This window comes from Streptosporangium sp. NPDC049046 (genome assembly GCF_040649155.1).
Lineage (GTDB): Bacteria > Actinomycetota > Actinomycetes > Streptosporangiales > Streptosporangiaceae > Streptosporangium.
This window is the reverse complement of the sequence record NZ_JBEZEZ010000060.1, coordinates 1-23,168: the sequence shown is the minus strand read 5'-3', so window position 1 is coordinate 23,168 and position 23,168 is coordinate 1. Positions and strand designations below refer to the sequence as shown.

27 protein-coding genes, 4 tRNA genes and 1 pseudogene are annotated in these 23,168 nt (G+C 64.5%); 12 read left to right on the top strand and 20 right to left on the bottom strand.

Going from position 1 to position 23,168, the window contains the following annotated elements:
• Positions 1–381: 381 nt before the first annotated feature.
• Positions 382–888, top strand: a complete 507-nt coding sequence (locus AB0B96_RS39970) for a DinB family protein (RefSeq protein ID WP_362907413.1) — start codon at positions 382–384, stop codon at positions 886–888.
• A gap of 164 nt (positions 889–1,052) precedes the next feature.
• Here the strand turns inward: AB0B96_RS39970 and AB0B96_RS39965 are convergent, their stop codons facing one another.
• From AB0B96_RS39965 to AB0B96_RS39955, 3 genes are all read right to left on the bottom strand, one after another.
• Positions 1,053–1,274, bottom strand: a complete 222-nt coding sequence (locus AB0B96_RS39965) for a hypothetical protein (RefSeq protein ID WP_362907411.1) — start codon at positions 1,272–1,274, stop codon at positions 1,053–1,055.
• Positions 1,275–1,283: 9 nt separating this feature from the next.
• The gene (gene lepB / locus AB0B96_RS39960) at positions 1,284–1,850 is read right to left on the bottom strand and encodes a signal peptidase I (RefSeq protein WP_362907409.1); all 567 of its coding nucleotides are present in this window, start codon (positions 1,848–1,850) and stop codon (positions 1,284–1,286) included.
• Between the two features lie 371 nt (positions 1,851–2,221).
• Positions 2,222–2,419 carry a hypothetical protein gene (locus AB0B96_RS39955; RefSeq protein WP_362907407.1) on the bottom strand — a complete coding sequence of 66 codons (198 nt, stop codon included), beginning with the start codon at positions 2,417–2,419 and terminating at the stop codon, positions 2,222–2,224.
• A 212-nt stretch (positions 2,420–2,631) separates the two neighbouring features.
• Between AB0B96_RS39955 and AB0B96_RS39950 the strand changes: the two genes are divergently transcribed.
• The 4 genes and pseudogenes from AB0B96_RS39950 (at position 2,632) to AB0B96_RS39935 (ending at position 4,501) form a co-directional block, all read left to right on the top strand.
• Positions 2,632–3,189 (top strand): TetR/AcrR family transcriptional regulator, encoded by a 558-nt coding sequence (locus AB0B96_RS39950; RefSeq protein WP_362907404.1) that lies wholly within the window; start codon positions 2,632–2,634, stop codon positions 3,187–3,189.
• A gap of 9 nt (positions 3,190–3,198) precedes the next feature.
• On the top strand, positions 3,199–3,825 hold the full coding sequence (locus tag AB0B96_RS39945) for a hypothetical protein (protein WP_362907402.1): 627 nt from the start codon (positions 3,199–3,201) through the stop codon (positions 3,823–3,825).
• 56 nt (positions 3,826–3,881) lie between these two features.
• Positions 3,882–4,029 (top strand): annotated as a pseudogene (locus AB0B96_RS39940) (IS630 family transposase); the annotation flags it as partial.
• Positions 3,998–4,501: a tyrosine-type recombinase/integrase gene (locus AB0B96_RS39935; RefSeq protein ID WP_362907400.1), complete on the top strand. Its 504-nt coding sequence runs from the start codon at positions 3,998–4,000 to the stop codon at positions 4,499–4,501. The pseudogene AB0B96_RS39940 and the gene AB0B96_RS39935, both read left to right, overlap by 32 nt.
• 63 nt (positions 4,502–4,564) lie before the next feature.
• Here the strand turns inward: AB0B96_RS39935 and AB0B96_RS39930 are convergent, their stop codons facing one another.
• The 5 genes from AB0B96_RS39930 to AB0B96_RS39910 all read right to left on the bottom strand — a co-directional run bounded on the left by AB0B96_RS39930 (position 4,565) and on the right by AB0B96_RS39910 (position 7,555).
• Complete coding sequence (locus AB0B96_RS39930) at positions 4,565–5,470, bottom strand: hypothetical protein (protein WP_362907398.1); 906 nt, start codon at positions 5,468–5,470, stop codon at positions 4,565–4,567.
• Between the two features lie 126 nt (positions 5,471–5,596).
• A tRNA-Phe gene (locus AB0B96_RS39925) sits at positions 5,597–5,670 on the bottom strand.
• A gap of 28 nt (positions 5,671–5,698) precedes the next feature.
• Positions 5,699–5,773: transfer RNA gene (locus tag AB0B96_RS39920), tRNA-Asp, on the bottom strand.
• A gap of 103 nt (positions 5,774–5,876) precedes the next feature.
• A tRNA-Glu gene (locus tag AB0B96_RS39915) sits at positions 5,877–5,949 on the bottom strand.
• Positions 5,950–6,040: 91 nt separating this feature from the next.
• Entirely contained in the window at positions 6,041–7,555 is a 1,515-nt protein-coding gene (locus tag AB0B96_RS39910; protein ID WP_362907396.1) for a metallophosphoesterase, read from the bottom strand.
• Between the two features lie 34 nt (positions 7,556–7,589).
• Here AB0B96_RS39910 and AB0B96_RS39905 point away from each other — a divergent pair, with 34 nt between their 5' ends.
• Both AB0B96_RS39905 and AB0B96_RS39900 read left to right on the top strand, forming a co-directional pair.
• A complete protein-coding gene (locus AB0B96_RS39905) occupies positions 7,590–7,940 on the top strand; it encodes a metallopeptidase family protein (RefSeq protein WP_350941362.1) in 351 nt (116 codons plus the stop codon).
• A gap of 167 nt (positions 7,941–8,107) precedes the next feature.
• Complete coding sequence (locus AB0B96_RS39900) at positions 8,108–9,403, top strand: MFS transporter (protein ID WP_362907394.1); 1,296 nt, start codon at positions 8,108–8,110, stop codon at positions 9,401–9,403.
• Position 9,404: 1 nt separating this feature from the next.
• On the opposite strand, the gene AB0B96_RS39895 is transcribed toward AB0B96_RS39900, so the two are convergent.
• Positions 9,405–9,863, bottom strand: a complete 459-nt coding sequence (locus tag AB0B96_RS39895) for a PspC domain-containing protein (RefSeq protein WP_362907392.1) — start codon at positions 9,861–9,863, stop codon at positions 9,405–9,407.
• 153 nt (positions 9,864–10,016) lie between these two features.
• Here AB0B96_RS39895 and AB0B96_RS39890 point away from each other — a divergent pair, with 153 nt between their 5' ends.
• Positions 10,017–11,174 carry an acyl-CoA dehydrogenase family protein gene (locus AB0B96_RS39890; RefSeq protein WP_362907390.1) on the top strand — a complete coding sequence of 386 codons (1,158 nt, stop codon included), beginning with the start codon at positions 10,017–10,019 and terminating at the stop codon, positions 11,172–11,174.
• 78 nt (positions 11,175–11,252) lie between these two features.
• Here the strand turns inward: AB0B96_RS39890 and AB0B96_RS39885 are convergent, their stop codons facing one another.
• Complete coding sequence (locus tag AB0B96_RS39885; RefSeq protein ID WP_362907388.1) at positions 11,253–11,876, bottom strand: 3'-5' exonuclease; 624 nt, start codon at positions 11,874–11,876, stop codon at positions 11,253–11,255.
• Positions 11,877–11,992: 116 nt separating this feature from the next.
• Here AB0B96_RS39885 and AB0B96_RS39880 point away from each other — a divergent pair.
• A tRNA-Lys gene (locus AB0B96_RS39880) sits at positions 11,993–12,068 on the top strand.
• Positions 12,069–12,323: 255 nt separating this feature from the next.
• Here AB0B96_RS39880 and AB0B96_RS39875 read toward each other — a convergent pair.
• Positions 12,324–13,115 (bottom strand): tyrosine-type recombinase/integrase, encoded by a 792-nt coding sequence (locus AB0B96_RS39875; protein ID WP_362907386.1) that lies wholly within the window; start codon positions 13,113–13,115, stop codon positions 12,324–12,326.
• A 168-nt stretch (positions 13,116–13,283) separates the two neighbouring features.
• Positions 13,284–13,649 carry a hypothetical protein gene (locus AB0B96_RS39870; RefSeq protein WP_362907384.1) on the bottom strand — a complete coding sequence of 122 codons (366 nt, stop codon included), beginning with the start codon at positions 13,647–13,649 and terminating at the stop codon, positions 13,284–13,286.
• A 332-nt stretch (positions 13,650–13,981) separates the two neighbouring features.
• On the opposite strand from AB0B96_RS39870, the gene AB0B96_RS39865 reads away from it, so the two are divergent.
• The gene (locus AB0B96_RS39865; protein ID WP_362907382.1) at positions 13,982–14,296 is read left to right on the top strand and encodes a hypothetical protein; all 315 of its coding nucleotides are present in this window, start codon (positions 13,982–13,984) and stop codon (positions 14,294–14,296) included.
• Between the two features lie 112 nt (positions 14,297–14,408).
• Here the strand turns inward: AB0B96_RS39865 and AB0B96_RS39860 are convergent, their stop codons facing one another.
• From AB0B96_RS39860 to AB0B96_RS39850, 3 genes are all read right to left on the bottom strand, one after another.
• A complete protein-coding gene (locus AB0B96_RS39860) occupies positions 14,409–14,729 on the bottom strand; it encodes a hypothetical protein (protein ID WP_362907380.1) in 321 nt (106 codons plus the stop codon).
• A gap of 268 nt (positions 14,730–14,997) precedes the next feature.
• Positions 14,998–15,570: a tyrosine-type recombinase/integrase gene (locus tag AB0B96_RS39855; protein ID WP_362907423.1), complete on the bottom strand. Its 573-nt coding sequence runs from the start codon at positions 15,568–15,570 to the stop codon at positions 14,998–15,000.
• A gap of 575 nt (positions 15,571–16,145) precedes the next feature.
• Positions 16,146–16,751 carry a hypothetical protein gene (locus AB0B96_RS39850; RefSeq protein ID WP_362907378.1) on the bottom strand — a complete coding sequence of 202 codons (606 nt, stop codon included), beginning with the start codon at positions 16,749–16,751 and terminating at the stop codon, positions 16,146–16,148.
• A gap of 437 nt (positions 16,752–17,188) precedes the next feature.
• Between AB0B96_RS39850 and AB0B96_RS39845 the strand changes: the two genes are divergently transcribed.
• Positions 17,189–17,659: a hypothetical protein gene (locus tag AB0B96_RS39845; RefSeq protein ID WP_362907376.1), complete on the top strand. Its 471-nt coding sequence runs from the start codon at positions 17,189–17,191 to the stop codon at positions 17,657–17,659.
• A 417-nt stretch (positions 17,660–18,076) separates the two neighbouring features.
• Here the strand turns inward: AB0B96_RS39845 and AB0B96_RS39840 are convergent, their stop codons facing one another.
• Together AB0B96_RS39840 and AB0B96_RS39835 are read right to left on the bottom strand one after the other, a co-directional pair.
• Complete coding sequence (locus AB0B96_RS39840; protein ID WP_362907374.1) at positions 18,077–18,433, bottom strand: hypothetical protein; 357 nt, start codon at positions 18,431–18,433, stop codon at positions 18,077–18,079.
• Between the two features lie 350 nt (positions 18,434–18,783).
• Positions 18,784–19,212: a hypothetical protein gene (locus AB0B96_RS39835; protein WP_362907372.1), complete on the bottom strand. Its 429-nt coding sequence runs from the start codon at positions 19,210–19,212 to the stop codon at positions 18,784–18,786.
• An 835-nt stretch (positions 19,213–20,047) separates the two neighbouring features.
• On the opposite strand from AB0B96_RS39835, the gene AB0B96_RS39830 reads away from it, so the two are divergent.
• Positions 20,048–20,278, top strand: coding sequence for a hypothetical protein (locus tag AB0B96_RS39830; RefSeq protein WP_362907371.1), 231 nt, complete (start codon positions 20,048–20,050; stop codon positions 20,276–20,278).
• A gap of 130 nt (positions 20,279–20,408) precedes the next feature.
• On the opposite strand, the gene AB0B96_RS39825 is transcribed toward AB0B96_RS39830, so the two are convergent.
• The 3 genes from AB0B96_RS39825 to AB0B96_RS39815 all read right to left on the bottom strand — a co-directional run bounded on the left by AB0B96_RS39825 (position 20,409) and on the right by AB0B96_RS39815 (position 22,880).
• On the bottom strand, positions 20,409–20,762 hold the full coding sequence (locus AB0B96_RS39825; protein WP_362907369.1) for a hypothetical protein: 354 nt from the start codon (positions 20,760–20,762) through the stop codon (positions 20,409–20,411).
• A 513-nt stretch (positions 20,763–21,275) separates the two neighbouring features.
• Positions 21,276–21,746, bottom strand: a complete 471-nt coding sequence (locus AB0B96_RS39820) for a hypothetical protein (protein ID WP_362907367.1) — start codon at positions 21,744–21,746, stop codon at positions 21,276–21,278.
• A gap of 705 nt (positions 21,747–22,451) precedes the next feature.
• A complete protein-coding gene (locus AB0B96_RS39815; protein WP_362907365.1) occupies positions 22,452–22,880 on the bottom strand; it encodes a hypothetical protein in 429 nt (142 codons plus the stop codon).
• Between the last annotated feature and the right edge of the window lie 288 nt (positions 22,881–23,168).

Sequence of the window (23,168 nt, the reverse complement as noted above, 5' to 3'; positions counted from 1 at the left end):
GCTGCTCTCGTTGTGCGGGATCGCTGTCACAAGGCCGCATCGATCAGCGGCGCATCAGCCCAGCTCAACTAACGAATGGCGGCTGCCGTACTAGAGCCTAGTATCAGCCCTCACTGACCCAATAGATTGATTGCCTTCTACCAGATGACTGGCCTCCTTATGTGCGACAAGCGACACCTCGGGGAACACGCTAAAGAGTTGTCCGAAATTGTCAGGCACCGGTCACCCGTGGAAACCTCTCCCCAGGTATCTCGCTCAGTCTGCCTGTGCAGATTCCCGTGAATGGGGTAGGCACGGGAAAATCATCGTGATCGCGATTCTGATCGTAGTAGCGGCCGCGCGCAGCGCCTCCGTAGCCGTCGCCGCTGTTAGCATCCACGCATGTCCGATAACAAGGATGCGATATTTGCGTATACCTCGGAGCGCGAGGCCTTGGAAGGTTTCCTCGACTACCAGCGCGAGGGGTTGCTCCTGACGATCGAAGGGCTCGACGATGCTGCGGCGCGAAAAGCACCGACCGCGAGTTCGTTGTCACTGCTGGGGCTGATTAAGCACGCCGCGACCTGGGAGCGCCGCTGGTTCCAAGTCATCATGGCCGGACGCGATCTCCCCGAGAACTGGCCCGCCGTCAAACCCGATCCTCGCGACGCCGACATGACGGTCGACGAGAACGACACGGTGGAGCACTGGGTCGCGTACTACCAGGAGCAGATTGAGGAGTCCCGCGCCATCGCGGCTTCGATGGATCTTGACAGTCCTTGCGCGCGCAAAGACATCATCGACTGCAACGTGCGCTACGTCCTGTTCCATATGATCGAAGAGACTGCGCGCCACGGCGGACACGCGGACATCATCCGCGAGACCCTCGACGGCACCCGCCAAAGCTGAGCATCGTCTCGCCGGACGAACCCGGCCGACCCAGACGACCTTGAGGGGCCCAGCAGATAACGCAGCGTCCTGAGCCGACAGACGGGCCTCTCGACGTCGTAAGAGCCGCCAACCCATTACTAGAAGGGCAGCACGTCGGCTCGCGGGCCGAAGGGGCGGTAGGTCTACCAGATGGTTGTGATCCGATCGTCCTCATCGCAAGAGCTGTCGCGTCCCTCCTGCGGTGTGGCGCTTGCCGGGCGAACATCGAGGATGCCGAGAGAGTCGACGAGCCGGCCATCGTCAGCATCGCACCCATAGTTCAGCACGAAGAAAGCGACGGGAACGATCAGGGCACCGCCCCATACAGCAGCGGCCACGAGCACCGCGATCGTCGAACGCTTCATGAGCGAGTTCTACTTCGCGGTGCTGACGTCGATGACTCCGAGGACGTTGGACACAGGGACGGTGCCGTCAACCCCCACGCGATGGTGGTTACGCGAGTCAAGAGAGACATCGCGATTGTCGCCTTGGACCCAGATACGCCCCTCCGGGACGACTATCGGTTCGAAGATGATCTGCGAAGCCCGCTCGTTGGTCACATATGGTTCATCCACCGGCTTGCCGTCAATGACCATCCGATGCTGCGGGTCGCAGCAACTGACCGTGTTCCCTGGAACGCCGATGATTCGTTTGATCATGTAGCCGCCACTTCCGCCCCACGACTTCGGGGGCAGAAAGGCAATGACGTCACCCGTCTTGGGGGTGTACGTCCCGTCGGTCACCGTACCGGTTACCACGGCACCCTCCTTGAGCGTAGGCATCATCGCCTCGCTCGATTCGCGGTAGGACTCTCTTCCTGTCGCCTTGGAAATCAATGGCTCAGGGATGACCGAGCACGCGGAAACCCCCACAACCACAAACGAGATGATCAGTACATATAACGCACGAAACACCATCGCAGCATTATCCGGGCTGGACATCACTCCGATGACTCGCGTCTCATTACGATCTTGTAGCGGGATGCCTGAGCTTGTTCCGCTTCGGCGAACGCCCTTGGTGTGGTGGTCAGGCTGCCGGGGCGGCCTTGTAGATGTCGGGGCCCACGTAGCCGAAGCCGACCTCGACCTGGAACGTCAGAACCCGTTGTCGTCAAGCACAACGAAAAGCGCCCCGGCCATGATTGGCTTGGGGCGTTTGTGCTGCTCAGTTGCTGCGTTCAGGGGTGGGGTCGAACCGCCGCCCTTCCGCTTTCAGGCGGAGCGATCACCCTGCTCCTCTCGACGGACACGAGGTCAGAAGGCGGTGGACGGCTCCGGAGCGTGGCGACGAACCGCTCCGCGAGAGCATTCGCCTATGGTGAGCGCGGCGGGGTCTTCAGGACCCGCACGCCCTCCGCGGCGAGCACCTCGTCAAAGCCTCCGCCCAACTTGCCACCCCGGTCCCGGATCCGGAATCCGTCGGCCCGTTCGCCCAGTTTCACGAGCAGATTGCGGGCCTGCTGCGCCGTCCACGCGCCGGTCGGATGGGCGGTGATGTGGAGGATGTGCACGCGCCGCGTCTAGATCTCCATGACGAACAGCACGTACAGCCGAGGCTAGAAGGCCAGGTCAACCGCTCGGTACCAGTTCTGGCACCGGACACGCGGCCCGCAGCCTGGTTCGCCTGACGATTAGGCCGCGGCGCGTACTGATTGACATCTGCTAGCTATGTCAAATAGCTTTTAAGATATGCAACGTAGCTACGGGAGCGGGGACACCGACCATGCCTAGGGCCGGGCTCACCCGCAGCCGGGTCGTCGACGCCGCCATCGAACTCGTTGACAAGCACGGCCTTCCAGCACTGACTCTCGCCGCCGTCGCCGAGCACTGCGGCGTCGCGGCCCCGTCTCTCTACAAGCACGTGAGCAACATCGCGGACCTGCGCACTCTGGTCGGCATACGTGTGATGGAGGAGATGACGGACAGTTTCACGGCCACCGTGCTCGGCCGCAGCGGCACCGACGCCATAACCTCGCTCATGCGGGCCTACCGCGCCTACGTGACCGCACACCCCGCCCGCTACGCGGCCGTCCCCATCGACCCGCTGCACCAGCAGGAATACGCCGCCTCCGGGCGCCGCATGCTCGAGATCATGCAAGCTGCGCTGCGCCCCTGGCAGCTCGACGAGAACGAATTGATCCACACGATCCGGGCCGCCAGAGTAATCGTCCACGGCTTCGCGTCACTGGAGGCGGCGGGTGGCTTCGGCCTGCCACACGACCTCGACGAAACCTACGAGCGCCTGATCCGGCTGTTCCTCGCCACCCTCCCCCCGCTTTAGGAGATCGCCGTGCCCCTCACCCACACCCGACTCGCTGCCGCCGCTCTGACCGCGGCCGGTGTGTTGTTCTTCCTCTACCCGGCGCTTCGCCCGTGGGCAGATGAGTCCACAGCCGACGGTGCCCTGCACGCGCTGTCCTCGCCATGGTGGGTGGCGACCCACCTCTTTGCGATGATCGGGTTCATCCTCGTCCCGCTGGCGCTGCTGCCGATCAACCGTATCGCCGCCGTCATCATGTGGATCGGCGCGGGGCTGACCCTGCCCTACTACGGCGCGGAGAACTTCGCGCTGAACACACTCGCCATCAAGGTGAGCGACGGACAGCAGTTAGACCTGCTCGGCCTCGCGGAGAGCATCCGCTACCACCCGGCAGCGGCCACCACGTTCCTCATTGGGCTGATCCTGCTGGGCGCCGGCGCACTCACCGCCGCCGTCGCGATCTGGCGCTCCGGCGTACTGCCTCGATTCAGCGCAGTGCTCTTCGGCCTCGGCTTCGCCCTGTTCATCCCACAGTTCTTCGTCGGCGAGGCGGGGCGAATCGCGCACGGCGTACTCATGGCCGCCGGATGCGGGTGGCTTGCGGTCTCCCTTTGGCGGACCCGCACCTCTCCACTTGGTCGCCCCACCATCGCGTAACACTCGACGCACAACAGCTAGTGTGCCGCGTCTAAAGTTCGTGGGCTAAGTCCAAGATGGCGGGACGACCCAAGACCCCGGTGACGCTTTCCGCCGATGAGCGGGCCACGCTGGGCACGGCGGGCGAAGTCCTCGCAGGTCCTGGCGATGCGGTCGAAGATCGTGCTGGCGTGTGCGAACGGCCTGGACAACATCGAGATCGCCGCCGCTTTGCGGATCCACCGCGACACGGTCTCCAAGTGGGGCGGCGCTACGCAAGCCTCGCAAGGCCGGGCTGCGTCACCTGATCTCCGAGCGAACCGTCCCGCTTCCCTCGATCCGCGTGGAAGCGCTTCGGGAGCACCGTAGGCGACAGTTCGCCGAACGCTCCGACCGCTGGGACGACTGGGAGGAACACGGCCTGGTCTTCCCGTCCCGGCGCGAGACGCCCATGGAGCCGGACAACCTCCGGCGAAGCCGGGGAGCGATTCGCAAGGCCTCCGGCCTCGGCGACATGCGCTTTCACGACCTCCGCCACACCTGCGTGACCCTGCTGCTCAACCTCGGCGTACCGCCCCAGGTCGTCCGCGACATCGTCGGTCACAGCGACATCGAAGTGACCATGACCATCTACGCCCACGTCTCCCTCAACGACAAGCACAACGCCCTGGGAAAGCTCGGTGATGCCCTCGGTTGAAGCACCTCTACGCACGTCCAAGCGCCCGGATGATTAATCCGGGCGCTTCTATTGCTTGCCCAGCTACGTACGCTGCCACTTGGCTCGGTCAGGGAGCAGAGGAACGTAGTCGTAGCCCAGCTCATCCAGCCGAGCGCGAACCCACTGCGCGGCCTGGTCATCAGGTTCGATCTCCCGGAGATGGAACCTGAGGCTCTCGATGGACCTTCTTTCACGTTCCCGTCTGCTGACCGGTCTGAGGTCTCCAGGCAGGTTGTGGCAGATGTCTGCGATCATCTGAACACGTGCAAGGTGGTCGAGCGAGCCGCTTTCTTCTCTAGCCCGCACCTCGCGTCGTATGACATGACTCGTCGCTCGGATCTCCATGAACCCCAACGCCATCAGGTGACGAACAGCGTCCTGGGCCGACGTCTCACCTCTGATTTTGGATCGGTGCCGCTTCGCACGCTTCCCCGCCTCGACGCGGTCAGGGCAGTCACAATGCCCGTGACGCTCCTCGACGCACGAAGGGAATTCACACGTCGGATCATGTCTGTGATCAAGCCGCCACAGGTGAGTGTCACGGTTCGTGGAGCCTGCGAGCCGCGCGATTTTGTACTGCTGTCGGCTGGACAGAGTCTGTGGAAGTGCGAGGAACCTCGATTTCAACAGCAACGCCCGACCACGGACAAGGTCGCCGTTGTTCATGCGCCGCAGCTCGTAGGCGGGCCAGATCTCTTCCGAGAGCTGGGAATGGTCACCATCCTGTGGCCAACGAGGGCGCGGTATCAGGTAGTGATCCCCTTTCGGAGCCAGGTGTGCCTGAATGAACTCGGCCGCGGTCGACTTCGGCCCTCCTGGCAATGCCGCCGCTTCGAGAAACAACTCGATCAGCGTCGGCGTATCAACCACCCTTACTGTCCGAGCAGCTTTAGGCAGGCGTGTGCCGTATTTTCGGTCAATTTCCGTCGGCCACGGGAGGAACCACATACTCACAGCCTGCCAGGAGGCGTGAAGGGTCGAGCAGCTCCGAAGGTAAGAGGCCGTTGCTGTCACTAGACATCAAAAAGCCCCGGGCCTTGATTGGCTCGGGGCGTTTGTGCTGCTCAGTTACTGTGGTCAGGGGCGGGGTCGAACCGCCGACCTTCCGCTTTTCAGGCGGACGCTCGTACCGACTGAGCTACCTGACCTCGGTGGTGGATCGAACACCTACCAGAGCGGTCCTGACGGGACTTGAACCCGCGACCTCCACCTTGACAGGGTGGCGAGCACTCCAAACTGCTCTACAGGACCTTGCTTCCGGGGCTTTTGTCCCGGTCGTTCTTGCCTCGCTTAGCTTACCAGTTTTCCGGAGGTCTTCGACCTGCCGTTTCCCTGGCGAGCCTTGGCTCGGCCGTGCCCCCAACGGGATTCGAACCCGTGTCGCCGCCTTGAAAGGGCGGTGTCCTAGGCCACTAGACGATGGGGGCTCAAGACTCTCGTCTCGTTCCGTTGCCGTCTTCCGTTGGAGACCTCTGAAGCATAGGGGACTTTTGCCCTGTTGCCAAAGCGGTTTGCGACCTACGGCGACGGTGTGACGGTGACGGACCCCGTTGGAGACGGGGCGGTCGTCGGCACAGGAGAAATTGTACGGCCAGGGTCGGTCTCAACGTGACGCTGGATCTGAACCGACTGCTCGCCCAGCCCGCCCAGGGTGATGTCGTCCCAGGCCCGCAGGCGGTTCGTGTGGGCGTCGAAGTACAGAACGGAGGCCTCGACGGGGGTCGGCTCGTCGTGTTCGAGGGCCCGCAGGCCGGCTCCGCCGGTGGATCCCTGGACCAGGACGCGGGTGCCGGAGGGCAGCAGCTCGGTGGACCGCGCGTGGGAGTGGCCGGCGAGGACCATCGGGGCCGCTCCGGAGAGCCCCTTGGCGATCGTCGGGTCGTGGACGGCGACAAGATCGACCTGCTTGGGCAGCTTCGCCAGTTCGGCGGCGTGCGAGCGGCCGAGGGCGTCGAGCGATTCGAGGTTCGAGTCGACGGGGACGGATTTGTCCGGGGTGAACCGGGGGTCGCCGATGCCGTAGATGCGCAGCCCCGCCACGGTCTTGGCCTCGCCGTCGAGGACGACCGCGCCCTTCTGTTTGGCCACGGCCCGCTGGGTGGCCATGGAGTCGTGGTTGCCCCTGACGAAGACGTACGGAACCCCGAAGGTGCTGATCTCCTCGGTGAACCTGTCCTCGGGGCCCGTGCCGTGGTCGGTCAGGTCGCCGGTGTCGATGATCGCGTCGATCTTGAACTGGGCGGTGATGGAACGGATGAGGTTCCAGGCGATGGGGCTGAGATGGATGTCGGAGACGTGCAGCACCCGGATCGAGGTGGGGTCGGCGTCGTAGACCGGCAGGGCGGAGACGGCGTCGTAGAGCTGTGAGACGTTGTTGACGAGCTTGGCGAGCTGGACCCGGTAGGACTCGAACCTGGTCACGATCGACTCGGCGTCGCCGACGAGGGACGGCGCGCCGGCGAGCAGACCGGTGTACTTGGGCTCCACCACCGAGTCGGGCCTGAAGGTGAGGGCGACGGCGGCACCCGTACCGGCGATCGCGACGGTGATGCCCAGCAGGCCCGCCAGGGCCGGTCCCGGCCTGCGGAAGACGATCAGGGACGTCACCAGGGCGCCCACCAGGCCGCTGAGCGCAGCGCGCAGGACCAGTGTCCTGACTCCGGCGCTCAGCTCCTCCTCCAGGAGCGCTGGGAGGCGGTCGGCGGAGAAGCGCGGGTCGTCCAGGAATCCGCGGGCCCGCTCGGGGTTGATGTTCTCCAGGGTCACGCGGAGGCCGACGGGGGCGTCGTGGGTGTCGAACAGAAGTGTGCCGAAGGGGTGTGCGTCGACGACGGTCTCCCCGGTCCACGAGGGCTCCGCCGACATGCCGAGCTCCACCGGGCCGACGTTGGCCCGTACGGCACCGCCCAGCATGACGCCGAGCCACGCACCGGCCAGGGCGACGGCGGCGACGGCCACGCCGCGGGCGATTCGCCCGGTGGCGAGACCGGTGACGAAACGGCGGGCTCCCTGGGTCCAATCAGCGAATTTCATGCGCCTCCACCTCTACCCGGGATCACGGGGCAGAATGACGGGTGTGATCGAGATCTCGCGGGAGAAGTTTGAGGAGCTAGTGGCCGAAGCCCTGGACACCATTCCCCCCGAGCTGACGAAAGTCATGGACAACGTGGTGCTCGTCGTCGTGGACGACCCCCCTGAACCGAATCTTCTGGGCCTCTACACGGGTATTCCGCTCACCGAGCGGGGCGACTGGTACGCAGGAGTGTTACCCGACCGGATCGAGATCTACCGCAACCCGATCTGCTCGATCTGCGAGACCGAGGACCAGGTCATCGAAGAGGTTCAGATAACCGTCGTTCATGAGATCGCCCACCATTTCGGCATCGACGATGACCGGTTGCACGAGCTGGGCTGGTAAGTAGCCCGCACTGCACGTCAAAGGCCTTCTTTCCGGAATGTCGCGGCTTATCATCACAGTTTGCATGCGCTTAATCGCTTTCGGTTGCGCAGCGGCCCCGCAACAGGCACCGTAGGTTACACAGTGAACACCCACAGTCAGTGTGCCTGCGAGCTCAGCGGAGTCCTATGGCGGCGACAAAGTCCGGCCGACTACCCGGGCGGCACCGCCGTCCGGCGGAACGCCAAGCGACCTACGGCGAGGTCATCGCCATCAGAGAGTTCCGTGCGCTCTGGCTGGGCCAAGGGCTTTCCCTCCTCGGTGACCAGCTCTCACGGGTGGCACTGTCCATTCTCGTCTTCGAACGGACGGACTCGCCCCTCGCGACGGCCTCGGTCTACGCCCTGACCTACCTGCCGCCGATCATCGGCGGGCCGCTCCTCGCGGGACTCGCCGACCGCTACGCCCGCCGGGGCATCATGATCGCCTGCGACCTGCTCCGGGCCCTACTCGTCGCGCTCATGGCGGTGCCCGGCGTCTCGTTCGCCACGCTCTGCGTGCTGGTCTTCTGCGTGGTGCTGCTCAGCGCGCCGTTCTCAGCGGCGCGGGCGGCCCTGCTGCCGGAGCTGCTCAAGGGCGATCGCTACGTGGCGGGCTCTGCCCTGCAGAACATGACAAACCAGGGCGCGCAGATGCTCGGCTTCGCCGTCGGCGGCTTCCTGATCATGGGAATGGGTCCGTACCGCGCGCTGGCGCTGGACGCGTCGACCTTCCTCGCCTCCGCGCTCATCATCGTCTCCGGGGTACGGCGGCGCCCCGCGCCCCTCCCCGCCGACGAGAACCGGCCCTCGATGTGGACGATGACCCGCGCCGGCGCCAGGCTGGTCTTCGGCGACCCCCGGCTGCGTACGCTGGTGCTCTTCGCCTGGCTCTGTGGCTTCTACGTGCTGCCCGAGGGGATCGCCGCCCCGTACGCCGCGGAGCTGACCGGAAATCCCCAGCAGCTCTCGCTGGTCACCGGTCTGCTGATGGGCGCCATGCCCACCGGCACCGTCGTCGGCGCGTTCCTTTTCAGCCGCTACGTCAGCCCATCGAACCGGTTGCGATCGATGGGCCGGATGGCGATGCTCACCTGCGCGCCGCTGATCCTGTGCGCCGCGCAGCCACCGCTTCCTGTGGTGCTGCTGTTGTGGTTCGTCTCGGGCCTGGGTGGGGCCTACCAGCTCGCGGCCAACGCCGCGTTCGTGCAGTGTGTCCCCTCCGAGCGGCGGGGACAGGCCTTCGGTCTCGTCCAGTCCGGCCTGCTCGCCTCCCAGGGCGTCGGCATCCTGATCGGCGGAGCCGCCGCCGACCACCTCGGCCCCGAGCTGGTGGTCGCGCTGGCCGGCGCGGCCGGGCTCGCCGTGGCGGCCGCGCTGGCCGTGTTCTGGAGAGGTTCCCGTAAGGAGATCATCGAGAGGGTTCGCGCGGAGGCGACCTCCTGACTCACACCTGGGGACGGGTGTCGTCCTGCCGCGGCTCCGTGCCGTACGGGGCCTGAGTGGGCGTACCGTACGGGGCCTGGGGAGCGGTGGGCGGGAAGGGGGCCTGGTGGGTGGAGTACTCCGAACCCGGCTGGTGCGGCGCGCGGTGCTGGTTGGTGGCCTTGGCCCAGCCCTGCTCGGCCTTGGTCTTGGCGTCCACCCAGATCGGATTGTCCTTGTTCTTTTCGACCATGTCCTGCAGGAGCGACCTGTCCTTCCTCTCGTCGGGCAGGAGCACCCAGCCGATCGCGTAGACCGCGATACCGAGGCCACCGAAGAAGGTGGCGATCGCGAGGGCCGCGCGGATGATGTTGGGGTCCACTCCGATGTAGCGTCCGAGACCGGAGGCCACACCCGCGATGATGCGCCCGTCCTTGGTCCTCTGAAGCTTCTTGACGCCGGTGAAGTCGTTTTCGTTCATATCCACAGACTGCCCGAGAGTGAGCTTTCCTCACATCGGGATTCCCCCTGGCACGACCCTGACTCTCACCCCTCCCGAGGCCGGTCACGACCCTGACCTCCGTCCCACCGGCACCGGTAATACCCTGGCAGGGCCGAGAGAGAGGGAAATCCCATGGACGATCTCCTGCGCATCGACGACGCGCTCGTAGAGGAGCAGCGCCTCATCCGCGACACCGTGCGAGAGTTCGTCGCGGACCGGATCCTCCCCCACGTCGGCGACTGGTTCGAAGAAGCCGTCTTCCCCGCACGCGAGCTCGCCCCGGCCCTCGGCTCGCTCGGCGTGCTGGGCATGCATCTGGAGGGGTACGGCTGCGCGGGCCTCGACGCCGTCTCGTACGGCGTGGCCTGCCGTGAGCTGGAGGCGGGAGACTCCGGGCTGCGGTCGTTCGTGTCCGTGCAGGGCTCGCTCGCGATGTTCCCGATCTGGAAGTACGGCTCCGACGAGCAGAAGGACGAGTGGCTCCCCCGGATGGCCGCGGGCGAGGCGATCGGCTGCTTCGGCCTGACCGAGCCCGACCAGGGCTCCGACCCCGCCGGCATGCGCACCCACGCCAAGCAGGACCCCTCGGGCGACTGGATACTCAACGGCTCCAAGATGTGGATCACCAACGGCTCCGTCGCCGACGTCGCCGTGGTCTGGGCGCGGACCGAGGACGGCGTCCGCGGTTTCGTGGTGCCCACGGACACCCCGGGGTTCAGCGCCCCGGAGATCCACAGGAAGATGTCCCTGCGGGCCTCGGTGACCTCGTCGCTCTACTTCGACGACGTACGCCTGCCCGCCTCCGCCGTACTGCCCGGGGTGCGCGGTCTGAAGGGCCCGCTGTCATGCCTGTCCGAGGCCCGTTTCGGCATCGTGTGGGGCGTGGTGGGCGCCGCCCGCGCCTGCCTGGAGTCGGCCGTCGACTACTCCACCTCCCGCGTCCAGTTCGGCAGGCCCATCGGCGGTTTCCAGCTGACCCAGGAGAAACTCGCCTGGATGTACGTCGGTGTGGGGCAGTCGCAGCTCACCGCCCTCCACCTGGGCCGCCTCAAGGACGAGGGCACCCTCACCCCGCACCAGGTCAGCTTCGGCAAGCTCGCCAACGTCCGCGCCGCCCTGGACATCGCCCGCCAGGCGCGCTCCATCCTGGGCGGCAACGGCATCACACTGGAGTATCCGGTGATCCGGCACATGAACAACCTGGAGAGCGTACTGACGTACGAGGGCACCCAGGAGATTCACACCCTCGTGCTCGGCGAGGCCCTGACCGGCATCCCCGCCTACCGCTGACCATCTCCGGGATCCATCGGTTTCCCGGACTCCTCTTCCCTGACTCCCTGACTCCCTGACTTCGACGGCTTCCCGGGCTCACCGGCGCCGTGGAGGCCGCTGGGGAAGCCCGGAGGGCCGCCACTCGGGGGCCTGGGCCGCCCTGGTGAGCTCCTCCTGCCAGGAGACGCCCGTACGCAGGTAGTGGCGGAGCAGTTCGGCGCCCGCGCGGGCGTCGGCCAGCGCGGCGTGGGCCCCGAGGAGCGGGATTCCGGCGCGCTCGCAGCACGCGGCGAGCGTCCACCTGCCCTCGGGGATGAAGGCGGGCGCCAGCCGCTGCGTACACAGGGTCTCGGTCACCCACTCACTGCCGGGAAGGCTCCGCAGGAAGCGCAGGTCGAAGGAGGCGTTGTGCGCCACCAGGACCCGGCCGGCGATCCGCCGCCAGATCTCGTCCAGCAACTCCTCGATCACCGGCGCGCCCTGGACCATCGCGTTGGTGATGCCGTGGACGTGGACGGCCCCGGTGCCGCGCCGGGGGTCGACCAGCGAGTGCCACTCGTCGACGATCTCGCCCCGGGTGTCCAGCGAGACGAGCGCGATCTCGCAGATCCGGTCTCCCCTCGACGGCGAGAAACCGGTGGTCTCGACATCGACCACGACATACCCTGGGCGCGTGGAGACCTGGGAGGCGAAGGCGGGCTCAAGCCCCGAGCTCGTCATGCCTGCCACTCTAGGAGCCGATCCCGCCCCTCACCGGGTGTTCCGCAAACCGATGACCATGAATAGGCCTGGCGACGGACGTTAGTGGACACTATCCTCGGTACGCTGTCACCTGCGGGGCGTTAGCTCAATGGTTAGAGCTGCGGACTTTTAATCCGTAGGTTCTGGGTTCGAGTCCCAGGCGCCCTACCACTCGCGAGCAGGAACGTAGGCTCTGACCTGGGCCTACGTCCCTAGCGATCTTTCTCTGCCCATGCAGCCGGATGCAGTCGAATGCAGCCGTCCGCCAGGAGTCCCGGAATATACGCGGAATGGGACCGCCGCTGTTTCCCCAGGTCAGCCCAAGAGTCCCGGAAGCTCGCGGAACGATTCCGGGACCATGGGAGCCGACACGACGAAGGACCCCGAGGGCTACCCGGAGTCCTTCGTGTCCTGCTGTTGAGAATGTCACGTCGTGAGCACTTCCAAGATCCGTTTGTTGGCCACCTCGTGTTGGCCGTCGATGCACTTGGCGTAGACCTTGAGCAGCACATCCACCCCGTGCCCCGCCCGCTCCGCCACCTCCGGCGCGTGGACCCCCGCGTTCAGCCACAGTGAGACCGCCGCGTGCCGCAGGTCGTACGGTCTGCGTGCGAGCGGCGAGGCGACCTGGTCAGGCGTGAAGGCGTACGACCGGGCCTGCTTCCAGACCATCGAGACCGTGGAGCCGGGGAAGCTCTGGCCGGTACGGGTCCGAAACAGCCGGCCATCCTCGGCGACGCCGTACCGCTCGATGTGCTCACGCAGGATGGCCACCAGCTCCGAGGGGATCGGCACTGTCCGTGTGGCTTTCTCGTCGCGGTGCTTGAGCCCGCGTTCGTCGTTGGACTCCCCCGAGTCGGTGTAACGCTTGTTGCTCTCCGGCCGGGTCTTCTCCAGAGTGAGCGTGCCCCATCCGGTCTCCGGAAGCTCGCAGTTCACCTTGCGCAGACCGGCCGCCTCAGCCGGGCGAAGACCGGCGAAGTACATGCAGGCGAACATGGCCGCCATCATCTGGCCACGAGTACGGCCCGCATAGGTCACCGCGATCAACAGCTGACGGGCCTGCTCAGGATTGACCACCGACCGACGATCGATCTCGCCACCGGTTTTGACCTTGCGGAACTTGACCTTGTGGATCGGATTTGCCGAAAGCTCCCCCAGCTCCACGGCGTACTCCAGAACGTGATGGAAGACCGCCCGCTTACGCCGGTAGGTCAAGGCGGCGCCGCGGCGCGCCGCCGCACGGCCCTCCCCCCGCCCGCCGTCCGGGCGTGCGGCGTGGGCGCCGGTCCCGAACGGCGGCGGAAATCGGGCCGCCCGCCGCACCGCCCGCGCGCCGCACCCAACCAACCCGCCGCACCGGGGCCGCACCGCCGCCGGTCAACTTCAGACGTGCTCATGCGGTACCGGCTCAGGATGAGCGCGGTACCAGTCGACGACGCGGTAAGTGATGCGATCGAAGGGCTCATCGTCAGTAAGTGGACGCTCGAAGTCAGCGAGGCGATCCAGATCCGCAGACAGCTCTTTCAAGGTCTCCGCATCGAACAACCCCGACGCGGTGAGCTTCTCGCATAGGTAGGCCAGGAGCTGCTCAAAGTGCTCACCCCAGTTGACGTTGCCGTTGCGCTGGGCCTCATCCCGGAGTTTCTCCACTGCCCGCAGTAACTCACCTTGGACGGTGTCCGCCTGCCCTCGGCGCGGTACGTAGGTCTTCCAGATATGGCGAGCGTCAGCGGCGTACTGGGGGTCCATGCACGTGACCGTACAACCTATGCCTCCGGCGGGGGACTCCGCTCCGGGATGATCGAGACTGCCGATCGCAGAGCCGTAGTTGGCTGCGGTGGGGCCTGATCTTCCCGCCTGCCACGTCCCAGGCAAGCCCAACATCTCGACCCCTCCGGATCAAGACCGTCTGTGACCGTTGGCATCCAATGACCGAGGAACGTCTACCGGCTGACGTACACGCGAAGACGGCCTTGCTCCTCCGTCCCCGAGCTGTTGCCCCTCCGGGGTGGGACGAGGCAGACGGGAAGATCCGGCGGGCGGGGCGTGCGCAGGTGCGCAATCCATGCCACTCTGCACCTATGCTCACCGTCCGCCGACTCCTCGACTACCTCACCGGCTTACCCGACGAAACCCCAGTCGTGATCGACGTCAATGCCGGGGATTGGTACCTCCGTGTGGAGGAGGTCAGTGTCACGACTGCCCAAGACGCCACAGCGGGCGGAGACCCCCACGAAGGCACCGAGGTTGAGATCTTCTGGGAACCCGGCCAACACGGCTGGACCGTAAACGGCCCTTCCAAAACGCTCTTCACCCTGGATGACGTAGAGAAGCTGATCGCCGAGCGTGACGCGCTCCGCCGACAACTGAAAGAGCTTCGCTTTTCGGGCCATTAGCGGGCCATTAACCAGGGTGACGAGGGGGCAACCACGGTCACTCACGACCGGTCTCACGCCCAGCTCAGCCGCCCCACCTGCCGTACTCGATGCACTTCCCAAGCTGACAGCTTCAACTCACCGGACGTGGCAGCTTCGGGTAGTGCAGGACCTCCACGTACATGATCCGTCCCTCAACGACGTCAAGGATCAGATCACCTCTCGGCGGAAGCAGTGGCACGCATCTGTGCCCGGGACCGTACGCTCCGTCCGGCCGCTCGGCCGTATAGAAGCTCTGGCAGAAGTCATCACCGCATCCGCACTCCCCGTAGAACCGAATGACCCAGGTGGAGACGGCAAGATCTTCCTCCCCTTCTTCTCTCAGACACGCGATGAGATCCGCGACGAGATCGGGGAACAACTCACGTACGAGCGGCCGTTCGATCTTGCTCATGTCGCACAGTCTCCCAGCCCCCTCTTCGGAAGCGCCATCAAGATCCGGACCATGCACGGATTTCCTCCCCCAGGCAAGGGGGAGACAGCATCCGAAACGCCAGGTCAGAGCATTGTGAATGCCAATAAGAGCCGTCCACTTTTAATCCGTAGGTTCTGGGTTCGAGTCCCAGGCGCCCTACCCCAATGACCTGGGCAGACCTCCCATTTCCTACTCGGGAAGTCTGCCCAGGGTTGCAATGGTCGCCGTCAGGTTGCGGTCAGCCATCTCAAAGCGCCCGTCCCATCCGGCCCGCTGCCTCGATCGCCAGTGTCTCCGTGATGTGGGTGTACCGCTTGGTCGTGGTGAGCTGGGAGTGGCCGAGAACCGCCTGAATCACTCGGATGTCCACCCCTTGTTCAAGCAGGAGCGTCGCGGCGGTGTGGCGCGCGTCGTGAACGCGGGCGTCCTTGTCGATCTCGGCGAGTCGCAGGAGTTCCTTCCAATCTTCCCAGTCCTCCCCGGCATCGATCGGGTTTCCGTCCGGCGTGCACCACACGAGATCCCAGTCTTGCCACCTGTCCCCCGCCGCTTCCCGTTCGAGCCTCTGAGCCTCCCTGTGGAGCTTGAGGAGAACGATCAGAGGAGGAGGCAGAGCGATGGACCGTTTGCCCTTGCCCTTCGGCTTGGTGAACGTCCAGCCCCCGGCACGATCCGGGCAGGCAAGAGCGTGCTTGGCGCAGTCGGCGGCGCAGAACTTCGGACACGCGCCCCCGTGTTTGGCGCAGTTCTTGCGGCACGCGGTGAGGCAGACGTGCCGACGTCCAGAGGTGCGCTTAGCCTTGGGGCAGTCCTTCGGCAGGGGTAGCGGTCGCAGGCGTGCGGGTCCTCACAGCCGTGCCGGTAGCGAAGTCGCTTGATCTGCCAGAACACCCGGATCACGCCCTTGTCCAGGTCCACGTACTTCCACCGCAGGCCCAACGACTCCGATTGCCGAAGTCCCAGCGCGAGCGCCACCGACCAGCGCGTACCGTTCCGGCGATCCTTGACCACGGTCAATCAAGCGGCGGCGCGCCGCGCCGCCGTACCCGGCCCTCTGCCGCCCGCCGACCGGGCGTGCGGCGTGGGCGCCGGTCCCGGCCAGCGGCGCCCCGGGCCGTCCACCGACCCGCGCACCCGCCGTGTCCAACGAACGCGCCGACCCCAGCGACACGCCGCCGCCCAGGCCAGCCATAGATGCTGGCGATGTCGACGAAGTCGATGCTCTACGCGAGCCAAGATGTTTATGCCCCGGATAGGGGACCAGGCTCCAGAATGACCAGGCGAGTCAGAATGTGCGTCCGCTCAGGTAGACCCTCCATTATCAGGCTTGGTCAACGGTCCGAATCTGAGGTGAGGTCGGCCGGGACCCTCATCGGAGAAGTAACCGACTCCCCCTTACAAGAAGCGTGTAGGAAGATCCAGTACGGGATGGGGGCGGTACAGCCATTCACGATCCAGGCTGATCCCGCTCTCCAGCTCGACGACCGCCAGGCACAACGCCTTGATATAGCCAGCTCCGTACTCATCATCATCGAGTTCGTATTGGCGGAAGAGGGAGTCGTACTTCGCCAGTGGCCCGAGAGCCACAGTCACCTCATCCGGTGAATGTGCTTCGAAATATTCGATATCCCAAGCCCCACCGCTTCCACCACTCAAGGAGTAGCTAAGCCCAAGGTTGTGGGAGTCCCATTGGACACACCAGTGGCGAGTCTTCTGAGTGAGCGCGTCGCGGATCGGGCCGGAAAACTTCGCATAGCCATGCAGGTCGTAAGTGATGACTCCCGAGGCCGCCTGCTCGATGCGAAAGCGTCCTTCCTCCAGCGGGTCGTCGTCATCAGTGGACATGCGCAAGTCAGAAGGATGCATACCCATACGCATAATGACCTCATGGGAAGTCAGCGTCTCCGACAGTGGAAGAGTGACAGTCCAGCACAGGGTTTGTGGGTCCAACACCCAACGGTTGAGCATGTCGCGGTAGCGGGCGATCACTTCGAGAGACATGCCGAGATCCTTTCAGCGAAGCTGGGTATGACGTCCCGGCTGGGAAGGCAAAGCTGAAGCCCTCCGACCGGTGATGCGAGATCGTGGACTATACCGGCCTCACGATCGCCTGGCGGTGGCTGATCTTCATACAGGGCTGGGGGTGATCGACGGTCCGAGGTTTCCCCCGGTCCACCGAGCGGCAGAGCTGGGGGCCGTGCCCGGCGTGCCCGTTGCGTGCCCGTCAGGAGGGTCAACAAGGGGGACTCACCGGGATTCACGGATAAGGCGAAACCGTCTCCTACCTGGGCAGTAGCAGGCCACAGAGACGCGCGCCGCAATCTTCCAAACTGGTGATGTCCTACGGCGATTGGGATTGCTCTCACGTTGGCCGTGTCCGTTTATAGAAATGAAGCCAAAACCTCCAAGCTCAACGCCTGGACTGGCATGCTGTAGGCATGATCGAGAAGCAGTCCGCGCCCCCTCGCCAGCATCAGAAAAAAGCCTCGTGGCTCACGATGTTCCTCGTGTGCTCCGCCATCGCAAGCTTGTTGCTCATCGGCGGCCTGCTCTTTCTTAATCGTGACGATTCTCAGCGGACAGACATGTCCACCGTGCTCAACCAGATCCGTTCGGGCGAGGTCTTAACCGCCAAGCTCATCGAGGCCGAGCGGAGAATCGAGATCACTACGAGGGACAAGAAGCGCTTTCACTCTTATTGGGGCGAGGTCGGCGATCAAGGCTCAGAGCTTACCGACGAGCTCCAGAAGGCCGAGCTTCCGGACGGCTACACAGTCGAGGTTCCCAAGCGCTGGGGGTGGTTCTCACCACTGGGGGCCGGCGGGTACCAGGGTTGCACTTCGGGTTGCAATACAGGGGCGTTCAAAGCCGTTCAGGATGGACCGCGCAGGCCCGCTGACCTGCATTGAACTGTCTGGAACAGCGCAAGATCGATCTTTTAATCCGTAGGTTCTGGGTTCGAGTCCCAGGCGCCCTACTCGCAGAACCCCCACCGACGTGGGGGTTTCTCTTTCTCTGGGAATCCATAGGTGCAGCAGACCTCCCACGGGAGACCAAAGGGAGACCGACGGTTTCGGACGACTCCCCCACGGCGACCTTCCGGGGGACCAGTGCGGCGATAGCCTCGGCCGCCTCTCGGAACACCTCCGGCATGATCGACGTTTAGGTGTCTGACGTGATCATGATCGACGAGTACCGCAGCATCACCTGAATGGTCTTCACCTCCACGCCAGCCGACAGGCCCATGGTGGCCGCGCCGTGCCGCAGGTCATGCAGCCTGATCGACGGCAAGCCCGCCTCGAAAGCCAGTCACCCGAACTGCTCACTCACCCACGCGGGATGCAACTCCGAACCGTACTCGCGGGTGAACACCCGACCCGTCTCCTGCCATGCCTCGCCCCACGCCAACCGTTTCTTGTTCTGTCGGGCACGGTGAGCTTGTCCAACGCGATCGGCGCCTCGGAGTCCGTCTTGGGGTCGGCCTCCTCGACCTTCCAGCCGACCTGGACGAGCTGCGTCTGGACGGTCAGGAGACCGGCGTCAAGGTCGATGTCGATGTCGACCCAGCGGATCCCGCACGCCTCACCGCGGCGCAGCGCCCGGCACCCGACGAGGTGAAACAGGGCGTGTAGCCGTTGCAGCACGGCACGGTCAAGGAACACGCCGAGTTGAGCAGGGACCACACCATGACCGGACTCGGCCGCTTGACCGACGCCCACACCTGCAACACGTTGACGACCTTCTTGTCCCCTGCCTCCTTACAGGCCAGCTCCAGCGCCCGCTCGTACTCGGCGGTCCACACAGTGACTCGTTCCTGTGTCCAGACCAGGCCTTTCGGTCTCTTTGAGGAGATCCGGGTTGGCGGGGGCGGCCTGTACTCGGTCGCCATAGTTCCCAAGCCGGTGAAGGCGGCGGTGTTGTTCGCCTGCCGGTGCGGGGTTCGGAACCATGTCGAGGCTCCGGAGAGGGACGGCCGGACGAGGAGTAGGTCCGGCGCGGAGCCGCTGACTTCGTAGGCGGGGGCTCCTACATGTCACCGGCCAACGCATCCGGCGTGCGCGGCGGACAGCGCGCTCTCCTTCTGCACAGCGCCGTCCAGGCTGGTGGGATCCATGACGGTGACGGCCTGGACGAGCTGCCAGGCAATGCCTGCCCACTTCTGATCGTCGCCGACGCCGTTGAAGTTCTGAACCTTGAGAGCTGCGGCCTCAAGCGGTGCCTGATTGCGAGCTTCCCAGACATCAGATACCCGAATCGGGTGAGCGAGCTCGGTTTGGAGGGTAGCGTCGTTCTGCTTCTTGGCGCGGGTGGCAGCTTCGTCGTGAGCCGTGATGAAGGAGCGGCAGGCATCGACAAGGTCAGCGGGCGGCTTACCGGCAGAGAAGCCAACAATGATGAAGATGCCGATAGTCGCAGCAGCAGTGATGGTCGCGGTCACGAGGATGATGAGAACTGTTTTCATGGACGGCCTCTATCTACGTATTCAAGGCGGCTGGGAGCATGCAAGTTGTTCATCCGTGACTCCGGTTCGGCCGAGCACTTTGGCGATGTTGTCGCCGATCTCCTCGTACGGCCATGTGTGCTGAACCTTCTCGCATCCGATCCTGTAGAGCGCAGGCATCGGCTACTGCCATGTGCGAACATCTCCCCCCAAAACACTCAGAGCGAATTCTCCCACTTTAGGGTTCGCGGACGCATTGATGAACCAGTTCCGCCCGAAAACGATCACGTAGTTGCCGCGCATGTTCGGCTGCAATGCGAAACTCCACAGTGCCGGATTGACTGGTTCCGGAAAAACGTGAACCGTTACTCGTGCGAGCCCAGTTCGGCAAACGCCATAGGCTTGCATGCCCACGTCTCGCCCGTTGATGATCAGGTGATCGTAGGTAACTCTGTCGCACAACTTCCTGGAGCTTGCCTTCTCAAGGGTGAGAACAAGATCCGTAGCGTTGAGGTAGCTTCCGCCATCGGCAGGTGGCGGGCCAGTAGCAATTATATTTCCGGGTGACGAAGAGGGTACCGCCAGTGATGTCACCGTCTGCGTTGCAGTGACCGTGACGGTTCCTTCGAAAGCGCAACCAGGTACAACCAATAGGCCGATAAGGGCGAGATTGACTCTTTTGCACCCAAGCGGCATGACGGTGACTCCAGAGACAGTAGTTACATAACGCAATAGAGACGCCCCGACCCGCGTATTGGAGGACAGAGAATGTCGGCAATTAGCGGCGACAAGGCCAACGAATCCTGGGCCGGAAGCAGCTCGCCACTACCAGGGCGGCAAATGTACTAGGAGTGCCATGACAGTTCGAAGAAGGCAGTGTCCTGACCTGCCCGAACCCGTCCGAGCGGCCATCGAGGAGCAGGTCGGCCCGGTCGCCGGCGTCCGATCGGCGGAGATTGAGCTGACCTCCAGAGTCGCCGCACACCTCACCACCACGGGGGTCGTCTTCTTCATGAAGGCGGCCCCCGCCGCCACCCCTGTCGCCGGATACCTGCTGGGCCTTCGTAGTGTAAGAAACTACATTTGATCAACACTCCGGCTCAGCGCTCGCTCTACATGATTGCCCCGCTTCCTCCTCGTTCCCACCTGACCTAAGACGAAGAAGCCCCGCTCGCCCTTCGTGGTGAAGGGCGAGCGGGGCATTGTTGAGTTCAGGACTAGTACTCGTAATCCACCGTGACGCGGTCTTGAGGTCCACTGCTCGTGGGATAGGCGCCTCCATGCAGGGTGTGCTTGACGGTGATCGTGCCTCTGGGGTCCAGACCACTGAAGGTGTAGATCCACATTCCCAGGCTACTGTTGAGGTCGAATGCGCCTGTGCACTTGTAGTCAGTGGTGGCACCCGGCTCCTGGTAGCAGATATCGACCGTCTCGGCGACCCTGCCGTTGTAGTAGGGCTGGAGCAGCAGGAGTGTGCGAGTAATCTGCCCGTTGCTTGGGGCGGCCGGGTTACTGAAGTAGGTGATGGCGTCGCCGCCGTCAAAGTTGATCGTGCCGTGGGGTTGATACACGGTCCATGACCCGGCGGTTGCTGCGGACGAAGGTAGAGCGACGACGGTCGGAGCGAAAAGCGCGGAGCCGAACAGGGCAACGGAAAGTAGGCGTCTGAGCACAATCCCTCACAAAGGGTAGGTGTAGGACGCTAGTGAGACGGCCGCCAATGGTGCCAGGTTGCCTAAATGTCCGGATATGGACATTTTTTATTCGCTTTGTGCGATGAACGTTGCATTGCGTAATCAATAGGGTTTGTCTTACCTTTTGAAGCGACAAAGCTCCTTCATCATTTCTGGCTCTGTTCACCCCCTAAGTCCATGGTGGTCACCTCAGCCTTCTCGCTTCCGCCCGTGGCGAGCTCCAGTCGAGCCCACCAGTCGAGCCCAAGCGGTGTCCCGGTCGAGGGCTCTGATCGCGGCGCTCAGTTCAGAATCCATACCGCTCATGCTCACGGGCCAGGCTGATCGTCCCCGGGCTGAAAGACAACGCCCCCGTCCGACGGGCAGGGCAGAGGTGTCAACCAGATACTGCTACTGCACGACCTCACCAAGAGCAGCTTCGAACGCTTCAGCCTGATCCGGCGTCAACTCCTTCGATACCCGCAACAACACCGGCCCCGCCACATAGTCGTACTCACTGAGCAGGGGCAGCTTCTTCCCGATCTCCTGAATGTAGTCGGCCCGCTGCTGCGCCTGGTCTGCCTCGTCGAACACCTCGACGCTACCGCCCAGCCCCACATCCCCCTTCTCCTTGCTAGCCACGTCCGCCGCGTTGATGCGGCTGTCGGTGAACGACGCCTTGGACGTGTAGCCGTTCGGCCGCCCCAACTGCTTGTTCGGGTCGGTCTCCGCCGTGTACGTCACGGTGAGCGTAACCGGCAACCCCTGCCCGGCGATCGCCTTGATGACGCCAGCGGCGTCGAGGTCGGTGGTCGGCCCGCCGCATGCGGTGAGGGAAATCAGCAGGATTGCGGCGGCTGTGAGGGCGAGGGAAAGACGCACGGGCGGGGTCCTTCGGGGAAGAGTGGGATACGCGGGCCTTGTGGGACGGCTGAGAGCGTCTCCGGGGTTGCTTGAACGAACATGGTTCTGGCGGGTGTGGCCCCTCGCGCAGGGGTTGGGGTGCCCCATTACAGATCAGAGCGGGGCCACGGGGGCGTTGCACCCCCATGGCGCCTGCCGTTGCAGGGGTGTGGCACCTGGGCTGTTGCAGCCCGTGGCAACAAGATCAAAAATTGTTCGGGTGCTCTCCACACGCAGCCGTACGCGCGGGGAGCCGCCCCGCCGTCACTCCCTCAGATGGGGAAGTGACGGCGCTCAGCCGACATCGGGCCGCTCCGGCACGTGCCCCCGCGTTCAGCCACAGCGAGACCGCCGCGTGCCGCAGGTCGTACGGTCTGCATGCGAGCGGTGAGGCGACCTGGTCAGGCGTGAAGGCGTACGACCGGGCCTGCTTCCAGATCCTCAAGCGGCGGCGCGCCGCGCCGCCGTACCCGGCCCTCCGCCGCCCGCCGTCCGGGCGTGCGGCGTGGGCGCCGGTCCCGAACGGCGGCGGCCCGAGCCGTCACCGACCCACGCACCCGCCGTACCCAATCCACTCGCCGCCCCGGCGACACGCCACCGCACAAAGCTAGCCACATCATCGCCAGCCGATCTACTCCGCTCGCGCTCGGGGTTTCCCAGCCACGCCGTTCCCGGCTCCCTGAGTCATTCATCATCCAGCGCATCAACGAAGTAGGTCCCCAAGGAGCCGGTCAAGTTTCGTGGTTTCCTCCGCCACCACCAACCCTCCTTGAGGACAGTCCGGTGATATCGAGAGATCGCCTTGCCTCCGTCGTCAACGGTCGCCGCGCGAAAACGCTCGTCGAGCGGGTGGATCTCCGAGTGCCAGATCGCCCGTACCGGGTGCGTCAACATCGGCCACGCCTCAGCCAGCCAGTCCCGGCAATAAAGATCGTTGGTGTACTCATCCACCATGTCGTCGTATCCACTCTCGATCTCGGCGACGAGCCATGCCCACTTCTCAGCCATCTCGGACACGGTGAAGACCTTGCGCCACCCCTTCGCATGCAGCACCTCACCTGCATGGACCATCGACGCACAATCCTCAGCCGACAGTCCTCTCTCATCGACCATATAGAGATCATTCCTGATCGAAGCTCTGCGCGTACCTCACGCTGACATCAATCGCTCTCGCGAGTCCAGAGCCTTCTACCTTTCGACCAAATGCCTCCGGCGGGGGCACTCGGCTCCGGGATGATCGACGTTGCACCACGAAGGCCATAGGTGGTTGAGGTGGAAGCCGGCTCTTCCCGTCTGCCACGTCCCGGGCAAGCCCAACATCTCGACTCCTCCGGATCAAGACCGTCTGTGACCGTTGGCGTCCCATGGCCGAGGAACGTCTACCGGCTGACGTACACGCGA